At 72.1% G+C, this 10,689-nt stretch carries 10 protein-coding genes and 1 pseudogene; 7 read left to right on the top strand and 4 right to left on the bottom strand.

What is annotated here, in order from left to right:
• From A9X03_RS19935 to A9X03_RS19925, 3 genes are all read left to right on the top strand, one after another.
• Positions 1–350 (top strand): nitroreductase family protein (locus tag A9X03_RS19935; protein WP_197696114.1); only part of this gene is annotated, 350 nt, incomplete at its 5' end.
• A gap of 10 nt (positions 351–360) precedes the next feature.
• Positions 361–1,935: a class I SAM-dependent methyltransferase gene (locus tag A9X03_RS19930; RefSeq protein WP_067758991.1), complete on the top strand. Its 1,575-nt coding sequence runs from the start codon at positions 361–363 to the stop codon at positions 1,933–1,935.
• Positions 1,932–2,489, top strand: coding sequence for an NUDIX hydrolase (locus A9X03_RS19925; protein ID WP_197498887.1), 558 nt, complete (start codon positions 1,932–1,934; stop codon positions 2,487–2,489). The genes A9X03_RS19930 and A9X03_RS19925 overlap by 4 nt, the downstream gene beginning before the upstream one ends.
• A 60-nt stretch (positions 2,490–2,549) precedes the next feature.
• Here the strand turns inward: A9X03_RS19925 and A9X03_RS19920 are convergent, their stop codons facing one another.
• Genes A9X03_RS19920 through rfbD form a run of 3 tightly spaced genes read right to left on the bottom strand, consistent with a single transcriptional unit; the run spans position 2,550 to position 5,398 of the window.
• Positions 2,550–3,629: a sugar phosphate nucleotidyltransferase gene (locus A9X03_RS19920; protein ID WP_067758988.1), complete on the bottom strand. Its 1,080-nt coding sequence runs from the start codon at positions 3,627–3,629 to the stop codon at positions 2,550–2,552.
• A complete protein-coding gene (locus tag A9X03_RS19915) occupies positions 3,622–4,518 on the bottom strand; it encodes a glycosyltransferase family 2 protein (RefSeq protein WP_067758985.1) in 897 nt (298 codons plus the stop codon). The genes A9X03_RS19920 and A9X03_RS19915 overlap by 8 nt, the downstream gene beginning before the upstream one ends.
• On the bottom strand, positions 4,511–5,398 hold the full coding sequence (rfbD, locus tag A9X03_RS19910; RefSeq protein ID WP_067758982.1) for a dTDP-4-dehydrorhamnose reductase: 888 nt from the start codon (positions 5,396–5,398) through the stop codon (positions 4,511–4,513). The genes A9X03_RS19915 and rfbD overlap by 8 nt, the downstream gene beginning before the upstream one ends.
• 98 nt (positions 5,399–5,496) lie before the next feature.
• Between rfbD and A9X03_RS19905 the strand changes: the two genes are divergently transcribed.
• The 4 genes from A9X03_RS19905 (at position 5,497) to ctpC (ending at position 10,228) form a co-directional block, all read left to right on the top strand.
• Positions 5,497–6,969: an LCP family protein gene (locus A9X03_RS19905; RefSeq protein WP_067758979.1), complete on the top strand. Its 1,473-nt coding sequence runs from the start codon at positions 5,497–5,499 to the stop codon at positions 6,967–6,969.
• The gene (locus tag A9X03_RS19900) at positions 6,957–7,670 is read left to right on the top strand and encodes a TIGR03089 family protein (protein WP_197696113.1); all 714 of its coding nucleotides are present in this window, start codon (positions 6,957–6,959) and stop codon (positions 7,668–7,670) included. Before A9X03_RS19905 ends, A9X03_RS19900 begins: the two co-directional genes overlap by 13 nt.
• Before the next feature lie 90 nt (positions 7,671–7,760).
• On the top strand, positions 7,761–8,042 hold the full coding sequence (locus A9X03_RS19895; protein WP_066949897.1) for a DUF1490 family protein: 282 nt from the start codon (positions 7,761–7,763) through the stop codon (positions 8,040–8,042).
• Positions 8,043–8,053: 11 nt separating this feature from the next.
• A complete protein-coding gene (ctpC, locus tag A9X03_RS19890) occupies positions 8,054–10,228 on the top strand; it encodes a manganese-exporting P-type ATPase CtpC (RefSeq protein WP_068262588.1) in 2,175 nt (724 codons plus the stop codon).
• A 1-nt stretch (position 10,229) separates the two neighbouring features.
• Here the strand turns inward: ctpC and A9X03_RS19885 are convergent.
• A pseudogene (locus A9X03_RS19885) lies at positions 10,230–10,529 on the bottom strand (cation transporter); the annotation flags it as partial.
• Positions 10,530–10,689: the final 160 nt, after the last annotated feature.

Here is a 10,689-nt window from a genome sequence, read left to right as displayed (position 1 = left end):
GCCGGGTGGCGCGGGGCCAGATCCTCTACGACGCACCCGAGGTCGTCATCCCGATGCTGGCTCTCGACGGCGCGCACACGTACCCCGACGCCGCCCGCACCGAGGCCGAGCACACCATGTTCACCGTCGCCGTCGGGGCGGCCGTGCAGGCCCTGCTCGTCGCCCTGGCCGTGCGGGGGGTGGGCAGCTGCTGGATCGGCTCGACCATCTTCGCCCCCGACCTGGTGCGCGCCGAACTCGAATTGCCCGCCGATTGGGAGCCGTTGGGCGCCATCGCGATCGGTTACCCCGAGGAACCCGCCGGCCCGCGCGACGCCGCGGACGCCGGGGATTTGTTGATCCGCAAGTGATACTGGCCCCATGAGATTCGCGGGCAAGGCGGCGGCGTCCGCCGACAAGGCCCGCGGCGGCTACTACACGCCCGCGCCCGTGGCCCGGTTCCTGGCCGGCTGGGTTCGCGAAGCCGGACCGCGCATCGTCGAACCCTCCTGCGGCGACGGTGCCATCCTGCGCGAGCTGGCCGCCCTCGGCGGACGGCCCCGCGGCGTCGAACTCGTCGGCGAGGAGGCGGCCAAGGCAAGGCAATTCGCGCCCGTAGACGCCGCGAACCTGTTCGGCTGGCTCGCCACCACCGAACCCGGCGCCTGGGACGGCGTCGCCGGGAACCCGCCCTACATCCGGTTCGGCAACTGGGCGGCCGAGCAGCGCGAGCCCGCGCTGGAACTGATGAGGCGCGCGGGCCTGCGGCCCAGCCGCCTGACCAACGCCTGGGTCCCCTTCGTGGTGGCGAGCTCGATCTTGGTGCGCGACGGCGGCCGGGTGGGACTGGTGCTGCCGGCCGAATTGCTTCAGGTCACCTACGCCGCGCAGCTGCGCGAGTTCCTGCTGAGCCGGTTCAGCGACATCACCCTGGTGACGTTCGAGCGCTTGGTGTTCGACGGCATCCTGCAGGAGGTCGTGCTGTTCTGCGGGGTCGCCGGCGCCGGGCCGGCCCGCATCCGCACCCTGCACCTCACCGACGCCGACGCGCTCGCGCGCGCGGCCCTGGACGTCGACTGGGCTCCCGCGCTGCTGCACGAGAACGAGAAGTGGACCAAATATTTTCTGCGCCCTGACGCGATCCGGGCGCTGCGAACGCTCAAGGGATCGGCGGCCATGACCCGCCTCGGCTCGGTCGCCGACGTGGACGTCGGCATCGTCACGGGCCGCAACAGCTTCTTCACGTTCACCGACGCGCAGGCCCGCGAACTCGCGCTGCTGCCCCACTGCGTGCCGCTCGTCTCGCGCAGCGCGCAGCTATCCGGGCTGTTCTACGACACCGACTGCCGGGCAGGCGATGTCGCGGCCGGGCGTCGGACCTGGCTGCTCGACGCGCCGCGCGAGCCGGACGACCCCGCGCTGATCGCACACATCCGGGCCGGTGAGTCCGCCGGCGTGCACCGGGGCTACAAATGCTCGATCCGCAAGCCGTGGTGGAGCACTCCGTCGCCGTGGGTCCCGGATCTGTTCCTGCTGCGACAGATTCACCTGGCGCCGCGGCTGACCGTCAACGCCGCCGACGCGACGAGCACCGACACCGTGCACCGGGTCCGGCTCTCCCCCGGCGTCGAGGCGGCCGCGCTGGCCACCGCCTTCCACAACAGCGTGACGTTCGCCTTCGCCGAGATCATCGGCCGCAGTTACGGCGGGGGGATCTTGGAGCTGGAACCCCGCGAGGCCGAGCAGCTGCCCATTCCCCCACCGGCGCTGGCCGGCCCGGGGCTGGCCGGCGACGTCGACCTGCTGTTGAAGGCCAACGAGATCGACAAGGCGCTGGACCTCGTCGACCGCCACGTCCTGATCGACCGCCTGGGTCTGCAACCCGAGGTGGTGGCGCGGTGCCGCGCGGCATGGGCCTCGCTGCGGGATCGCCGGAAGCGGCGGGGCGCCCGGTGAGCGTCCGGGAGTCGGCTATCGCGCTGCTGTCCGACTGGCAGGCGCCCGACGCCGGGCAGGATTCGTTGCGCCACGCGGTGCTTGCCTTCGTGCTCGCCCGTCCCGACGCGTGCCGCCGCGAGTGCGTGCCCGGCCACGTCACGGCGTCGGCGCTGGTGGTCGACCACACCGGCGACCGCGTGCTGCTGACGTTGCATCCGCGGCTGGGCCGCTGGGTGCAGCTGGGCGGCCACTGCGACGATGACGACCGCGACATCGCCGCCGCCGCCCTGCGCGAGGCCACCGAGGAGTCCGGCGTCGACGGCCTGCGCATCGAACCCCGGCTGGCCGCGGTGCACGTCCACCCGGTCACCTGCTCGCTGGGCGTGCCCACCCGCCACCTGGATCTGCAGTTCGTGGCGCACGCGCCGGCCGGCGCGCGAATCGCGATCAGCGACGAGTCGGATGACCTGCGGTGGTGGCCGGCCGACGCCCTGCCGGACGGGACCGACCACGCGCTGGCGTATTTGGTCGCGCGCGCTCGGGGCACCACCCGGTCGCGCGGGTCACGCTAGCGTGACCGACGGCGCCGGGCGCCACGCTGGCGTGACGCTCGGCGGAAGAGGGCGTGCGCCTTAGACGTCGCTCGAGTAGCGGATCCCGCCGTCGGGAATCGCAACGCCGGGCCAGACCCGGGCGCCGCGCAGCAGCTCGCAGCGCGCGCCGATGTCGGCGCCGTCGCCGATCACGCCGTCGCGGATCAGCGCCCGCGGGCCGATGCGCGCGCCGAAGCCGATGATCGAGCGCTCGATCACGCTGCCGGCCTCGACCTTGACGCCGTCGAAGATCACCGCGCCGTCCAGCCGCACGCCGGGCCCGATCTCGGCGCCCCGCCCGACGACGGTGCCGCCGACCAGCACCGCGCCCGGCGACACCGCCGCGCCGTCGTGCACCAGCTGCTCGCCGCGGTGGCCGTGCAGCGCGGGTGACGGCGCGATGCCGCGCACCAGGTCCGCCGAGCCGCGCACGAAGTCCTCCGGTGTGCCCATGTCCCGCCAGTAGGTGGCGTCGACGTAGCCGCAGACCTTGACGTCCGGGTCCTTGAGCAGGGCCGGGAACACCTCGCGTTCGACCGACACCTCGCGGCCCCGCGGGATCCGGTCGATGATGCCGCGGGCGAACACGTAAGTGCCCGCGTTGATCTGGTCGGTCGGCGGGTCCTGCGTCTTCTCCACGAAGGCGGTGACCCGGCCGTTCTCGTCGGTGGTGACGCAGCCGAAGGCCCGGGGGTCGCCCACCCGCACCAGGTGCAGCGTGACGTCGGACTGCTGGGCCCGGTGGAAGTCGATGATCTGGTTGAGGTCCGAGCCCGAGAGCACGTCGCCGTTGAACACCAGCACGGTGTCGTGGCGCAGGTGGCCGGCGACGTTGGCGATGCCGCCGCCGGTCCCCAGGGGGCTGTCCTCGGTGACGTATTCGATCTGCAGGCCCAGCTTGGATCCGTCGCCGAACTCCGCCTCGAACACCGCGGCCTGGTACGAGGTGCTCAGGATGACGTGCTCGATGCCCGCTGCGGCGATCCTCGACAGGAGGTGGGTCAGGAACGGCAGACCGGCGGTGGGCAGCATCGGCTTGGGCGCCGAGAGCGTCAGCGGCCGCAGCCGGGTGCCCTTGCCGCCGACCAGAATCACCGCATCGACTTGCGGGTTAGCCATTTGCGCGCCGCCCTTCCGCCAGTTTCCGTCTCCGATCCCGCAGCGCGCCGCGCACCATCAGGCGGGACCGCAACGCCAACGAGCCCCGCAGCACCCAGCGCAGCGGCGCCCGCCACCACCCCGCGTGCCGGTCGGCCAGGAACAGGTAGGTGCTCTCGTGATGCGCGGCCAGGTGGCTCGCCGGGTCGTCCCCGGTGGAGTGGCCCTTGTGGTGCAACACCTCGGCTGACGGCACGTAGACGCTCAGCCAGCCGGCCCGGCCGAGCCGGTCCCCGAGGTCGACGTCTTCCATATACATGAAGTAGCGCTCGTCGAACCCGCCGACCTGGGCGAAGGCGGACCGGCGGACCAGCAGACAAGACCCGGACAACCAGCCCACCGGGCGTTCGGTGGGCTCCAGCCGCTCCTGCCGGTAGGCCGCCGACCACGGGTTGCGCTTCCAGACCGGGCCGACGACCGCGTGCATGCCGCCGCGGACCAGGCTGGGCAGGTGCCGCGCCGACGGGTACACCGAGCCGTCCGGGTCGCGAATCAGCGGGCCGAGTGCGCCGGCGCGCGGCCAGCGGGTCGCGGCGTCTAGCAGGGCGTCGATGCTGCCCGGACCCCATTGCACGTCCGGGTTTGCCACGATCACCCAGTCGTCGCCCGGGTCGAGTTGTTCGACCGCCCGGTTCACCGCGGTGCCGTACCCGAGGTTGGCCCCGGTGTGGAACAGCCGAACGTTCGGGTAGCGCTCGACGGCGGCCTCCGGCGTCCCGTCGGTGGAGCCGTTGTCGGCCATCAGCACGCACACGGGCCGCTCGGTGGCCAGCGACAGCGAGGCCAGGAAGCGCTCGAGGTGTGGGCCCGGTGAGTAGGTCACCGTCACGACCGGCAGGACGTCAGTCACGCGTCGAGGGTAACGGTCGGTCGGCGGCCGCGAGCGCCGCGACAAGCGCGGGGCGCCAGGGCCGTAACGGCCGCAGGCCCGCCGCGGCGGACTCGCGGCCCGACAGCGCGGAGTAGGCCGGGCGCGGCGCGGGCCTGGGAAACTCGGCGGTGCTGACCGGCCGGACGCGCTCGGGGTCGGCGCCGCATGCCTCGAAGATCGCGCGGGTCTGCTCGAAGCGGGACACCGCGCCCTCGTTGGCGGCGTGCAGGATCGGCCCGGGCACGCCGTCGTCGGCGATCTGCAGTAGCGCCTCCGCCAGGTCGCCCACGTAGGTGGGCGACCCGACCTGGTCGTCGACCACGTTGACCGGGCCGTCCCCGGCGGCCAGCCGGCGCATGACGGCGACGAAGTCCTTGCCGTCGGCGCCGGTGTAGACCCAGGCGGTGCGGACGATGACGGCCTCGGGAAGCGCCGCCAGCACGGCCTGCTCCCCGGCGAGCTTGCTGCGCCCGTAGACCCCCGACGGCGCGGTCCGGTCGCTGGGCTCATACGGGCGCGGGTCGGCGCCGTCGAAGTCCCCGTTGAAGACGTAGTCGGTGGAGACGTGGATGAACCGGGCGCCGACGCGCGCGCAGGCGCGGGCGATGTTCTCCGGTCCGGTGGAGTTGACGGCGTAGGCGCCGGCCTCGTCGCTCTCGGCGCCGTCGACGTCGGTGTACGCCGCGCAGTTGATCACCACGTCGCCACCGCGGACGATCCGCTCGGCGGCGGCGGGGTCGGTAATGTCCCACTCCGACGACGTGAGGGCCAGCACGTCACGGCCCTGACCGGCCGCGAGCGAGCGCAAGTAGCGGCCCAGTTGGCCCCCGGCACCGGCGATCACGATCCTGCTCGACATGGTTTGAGTTTGGCATGCGCGCAAAAGCGCGGGCGACGGCCGGGGCGCGCGGGGGTTCGCTACCCGCGAAGCGTCTGTGTCGCAAGTAACCTAGTGGGATGCCTGTGCAACGTGTGGTTCGTGTGATTGCCACTGCGCTCACGCTCGTTGTCGTCCTCGGCACCGGGCTGGCGTGGAGCAACGTCCGCTCCTTCGAGGACGGCATCTTCCACATGTCCGCACCCTCGCTCGGCAAGGGCGGCGACGACGGCGCGATCGACATCCTGCTGGTCGGCCTCGACAGCCGCACCGACGCCCACGGCAACCCGCTGTCGCAGGAGGAACTGGCCACCCTGCGCGCCGGCGACGAGGAAGCGACCAACACCGACACGATCATCCTGATCCGGATCCCCAACAACGGGAAGTCGGCGACCGCCATCTCGATCCCCCGCGACTCCTACGTCGCGGCCCCCGGCCTGGGCAAGACGAAGATCAACGGCGTCTACGGCCAGACCCGTGAGGCCAAGCGCACCAGCCTGGTCAAGGCCGGCGACTCGGCCGAGGACGCCGCCGCGCAGGGCACCGAGGCCGGGCGCGAAGCGCTGATCAAGACCGTCGCCGACCTCACCGGCGTCACCGTGGACCACTACGCCGAGATCGGCCTGCTCGGGTTCTCGTTGATCACCGACGCGCTCGGCGGCGTGGACGTCTGCCTCAAAGAGCCGGTGTTCGAACCGCTTTCGGGTGCCGACTTCCCGGCCGGCCCGCAGCGGCTCGACGGGCCGGAGGCGCTGAGCTTCGTCCGCCAGCGGCACGAGCTGCCGCGCGGCGACCTGGACCGGGTGGTGCGCCAGCAGGTGGTGATGGCCTCGCTGGCCCACCGGGTCATCTCCGGCAAGACGCTGTCCAGCCCCACCACGGTCAAGAGGCTCGAGGCGGCCGTGCAGCGCTCGGTGGTGATCTCGTCGGGTTGGGACGTCATGGACTTTGTGCAGCAGATGCAGAAACTGGCCGGTGGCAATGTCGCGTTCGCCACCATCCCGGTGCTCGACGGCGCCGGCTGGAGCGACGACGGCATGCAGAGCGTGGTGCGGGTGGATCCGCACCAGGTCGCCGACTGGGTCAGCGGGCTGCTGCACGACCAGGAGCAGGGCAAGACCGAGGAGATCGCCTACACCCCGGCGAAGACCACCGCCAGCGTGGTCAACGACACCGACATCAACGGGCTGGCGTCGGCGGTGTCGCAGGTGTTGACGTCCAAGGGATTTGGTGCGGGCACGGTTGGCAACAACGACGGCGGCCACGTCAAGGGCAGCCAGGTGCGGGCCGCCAAGACCGACGACGTGGGCGCCCAGGAGGTGTCCAAGGAGCTGGGCGGGTTGCCGGTGGTCGCTGATCCGTCCCTGGCACCGGGCTCGGTTCGGGTGGTGCTGGGCAACGACTACAGCGGCCCCGGCTCGGGCCTGTCCGGCACCGGGACGGTGATGCCCGCCCGGGTGTCCAACGTCGGTTCGGTGGCGGCGGACCCCAACGTCCCGGCGCCCTCGCCGATCCTGACCGCCGGTTCCGACAAGCCCGAGTGCATCAACTGAGCACGCTTTCCGGCGCCATCCTGGACCCGATGCTGCGGGCCGATCCGGTCGGCCCGCGCATCACCTATTACGACGACGCCACCGGCGAGCGCATCGAGCTGTCCGCGGTCACGCTGGCCAACTGGGCGGCCAAGACCGGCAACCTGTTGCGCGACGAGCTGGGCGCCGGGCCGGGCAGCCGGGTCGCGATCCTGCTGCCGGCGCACTGGCAGACCGCGGCCGTGTTGTTCGGCGTGTGGTGGATCGGCGCCGAGGCGGTGCTCGAACCGGGCGCGGCGGACCTCGCGCTGTGCACCGCCGGGCGGCTGGACGAGGCGGACTCGATGGCCGGTGAGGTGGCGGTGCTGTCGCTGGACCCGTTCGGTCGTCCGGCCGCGGACCTCCCGATCGGCGTCACCGACTACGCCACCGCCGTGCGCGTGCACGGCGACCAAATCGTCGCCGAACGCCATCCCGGCCCGGCGCTGGCCGGCCGGTCCGTCGACGAGGTGCTGGCCGATTGCCAAAGCTCGGCCGCCGCAAGGGAATTGACAGCCAAGGACCGGGTGCTTTCCACCGCCGCGTGGCCGGGCCCCCGGGAACTGGTGGACGGCCTGCTGGCGATCCTGGCCGTCGGCGCGTCGCTGGTGCAGGTCGCCCATCCCGACCCGTCGGCGCTGGCGCACCGGATCGAGACCGAGAAGGTCACCCGGGTGCTCTAGGGACGCGCGATTCATATTGATATCGCTATATTTCAATGTTAACGTCGAGCGAGCGTCGGTTGACGCGGCGACGACAAGGAGGTCCGGGCAATGGCGGGGTACGCGCTCTTGGCAAAGGCGGCATCGACTGTGGTCACCGGCCTCGTCGGCGTGACGGCTTACGAGGTGGTGCGCAAGGCCGTGGCCAAGGCGCCGCTGCACGAGACCGCGGTGTCGGCGGCGGAGCTCGGGCTGCGCGGAACCCGCAAGGCCGAGGAGGCCGCCGAGTCGGCCCGGCTCAAGATCGCCGACGTCATGGCAGAAGCCCGCGAGCGCATCGGCGAGGAAGCGCCCACCCCGGCCGTCGCCGACGTCCACCAGCACGACCACTGACCCCCGTTTAGATGGCGCTCGCCACCGCCCTCGAGCCGGTCCGCTCGAAAGACCCTGCGCTGCAGGTTATTTCGGATGCGGCCGGGCGCATGCGGGTTTCCGTCGACTGGCTGCGGTGCGACTCCCGGCGCGCGGTGGCGGTCGAGGAGGCCGTCGCCAAGGAGGACGGCGTGCGTGTGGTGCACGCCTACCCGCGCACCGGATCGGTCGTCGTCTGGTACTCGCCCCGGCGGTGTGACCGCGCCGCGGTGCTGGCGGCGATCGCCTCCGCCGCGCACGTCGCCGCCGAGCTGATCCCGGCCCGCGCTCCGCATTCGTCGGAGATCCGCAATACCGACGTGCTGCGGATGGTCATCGGCGGCGCGGCGCTGGCCCTGCTCGGCGTGCGCCGCTACGTGTTCGCCCGGCCACCGCTGTTGGGCCCGAACGGCCGGATCCTGGCCACCGGCGTCACCATCTTCACCGGCTACCCGTTCCTGCGCGGGGCGCTGCGCTCGTTGCGCTCGGGCCGGGCCGGCACCGACGCCCTGGTGTCGGCCGCGACGGTGGCGAGCCTGGTGCTGCGCGAGAACGTGGTGGCGCTCACCGTGCTGTGGCTGCTCAACATCGGTGAGTACCTGCAGGACCTGACTTTGCGCCGCACCCGGCGGGCGATCTCGGAGCTGCTGCGCGGCAGCCAGGACACGGCCTGGATCCGGCTCGCCGACGGGGCCGAGGTCCAGGTCCCCATCGACACAGTGGAGATCGGCGACCAGGTGATCATTCACGACCACGTCGCGATCCCGGTCGACGGCGAGGTCGTCGACGGCGAGGCGATCGTCAACCAGTCCGCGATCACCGGTGAGAACCTGCCCGTTTCGGTCGCAGTGGGCGCGCACGTGCACGCCGGGTCGGTCGTGGTGCGCGGGCGCCTCGTGGTGCGGGCCGAGGCCGTCGGCAACCAGACGGCGATCGGACGCATCATCACCCGCGTCGAGGAGGCGCAGCACGACCGGGCGCCCATCCAGACCGTCGGCGAAAACTTCTCCCGCCGTTTCGTTCCCACCTCGTTCATCGTCTCGGCGCTCACCCTGGCGGTCACCGGGGACGTGCGCCGCGCGATGACCATGCTGCTGATCGCCTGCCCCTGCGCGGTGGGCCTGTCCACCCCGACGGCCATCAGCGCCGCGATCGGCAACGGCGCGCGCCGCGGCATCCTGATCAAGGGCGGATCGCACCTCGAGCAGGCCGGCCGGGTGGACGCGATCGTGTTCGACAAGACCGGCACGCTGACCGTCGGCCGTCCGGTGGTCACCAACATCATTGCGTTGCACAAGGATTGGGAGCCCGAGCAGGTGCTGGCCTACGCGGCCAGCTCGGAGATCCACTCCCGCCATCCACTGGCCGAGGCGGTGATCCGCTCGACCGAGGAGCGCCACATCACCATCCCGCCGCACGAGGAGTGCGAGGTCCTGGTCGGCCTGGGCATGCGCACCTGGGCCGACGGCCGCACCCTGCTGCTCGGCAGCCCCGGCCTGCTGCGCGCCGAGAAGGTGCGGGTGTCGAAGAAGGCCTCGGAGTGGGTGGACAGGCTGCGGCGCCAGGCCGAGACCCCGCTGTTGCTCGCGGTCGACGGCAAGCTGGTGGGCTTGATCAGCCTGCGCGACGAGGTGCGCACCGAAGCGGTCGAGGTGCTTAAACAGTTGCGGGACAATGGGATTCGCCGCATCGTCATGCTCACCGGCGACCATCCCGACATCGCCCAGGTGGTCGCCGAGGAACTGGGGATCGACGAGTGGCGCGCCGAGGTGATGCCGGAGGACAAGCTCGAGGTGGTGCGCGGCCTGCAGAACGACGGCTACGTGGTCGGCATGGTCGGTGACGGCATCAACGACGCCCCGGCACTGGCGGCGGCCGACATCGGGATCGCGATGGGCCTGGCCGGAACGGACGTCGCGGTGGAGACCGCCGATGTGGCGCTGGCCAACGACGACCTGCATCGCCTGCTCGACGTCCGGGATCTGGGCGCCCGGGCCGTCGACGTCATCCGGGAGAACTACGGCATGTCGATCGCGGTCAACGCCGCCGGGCTGATCATCGGCGCGGGCGGCGCGCTGTCCCCCGTGCTGGCCGCGATCCTGCACAACGCGTCGTCGGTCGCGGTGGTGGCCAACAGCTCCCGGCTGATCCGGTACCGGCTCGACTAGCTCAGCAGCAGCCGCAGTCGTGGCCGCGCCAGGCCCTCACACCCTGCCAGGCCGCGACGCCGGCGATCCCGAGCCCGACCGCCGGGTCGATCCACCAGCCGCCGGACCAAAGCGCCATCGTCGCCAGCCCGACGAGCACCCCGGCCGCCTGGGCGGCGCACAGGTAGTTCTGCATCCCCTCGGCCTCGGTGGCGCCCGAGTCCAGCCGCGCGCCCAGTCGGCGGTTGGCCCGGCCGAGGATCGGCATCAGCAGCAACCCGGCGGCGGTCAGCGCGAGCCCGATCGCCGACGCCTCGGCGCGCGCAACGCGGTGTCGCGGTGTCGTTCTGGCTGACCGCCCCGTACATCGCCGCGGAATCCGTGCGGGAGCTGATCGGTGAGCACCGCGCCGAGGCGTCGGCGATCGGGCTCGCGCTGACCGCCGCCGGGTTGCTGCTGATGCCGATCCTCGGCCGGGCCAA

Source organism: Mycobacterium sp. E1715 (assembly GCF_001667625.1).
Classification (GTDB): Bacteria; Actinomycetota; Actinomycetes; order Mycobacteriales; family Mycobacteriaceae; genus Mycobacterium.
Note: the sequence above shows the minus strand (reverse complement) of the source record. Positions and strands in the feature narration are given on the sequence as shown.

Coding starts and splice junctions, on each gene's coding strand:
- A9X03_RS19930 (WP_067758991.1), top strand. CDS start 361: ATGAGATTCGCGGGCAAGGCGGCGGCGTCCGCCGACAAGGCCCGCGGC.
- A9X03_RS19920 (WP_067758988.1), bottom strand. CDS start 3,629: ATGGCTAACCCGCAAGTCGATGCGGTGATTCTGGTCGGCGGCAAGGGC.
- rfbD (WP_067758982.1), bottom strand. CDS start 5,398: ATGTCGAGCAGGATCGTGATCGCCGGTGCCGGGGGCCAACTGGGCCGC.
- A9X03_RS19905 (WP_067758979.1), top strand. CDS start 5,497: ATGCCTGTGCAACGTGTGGTTCGTGTGATTGCCACTGCGCTCACGCTC.
- A9X03_RS19895 (WP_066949897.1), top strand. CDS start 7,761: ATGGCGGGGTACGCGCTCTTGGCAAAGGCGGCATCGACTGTGGTCACC.
- ctpC (WP_068262588.1), top strand. CDS start 8,054: ATGGCGCTCGCCACCGCCCTCGAGCCGGTCCGCTCGAAAGACCCTGCG.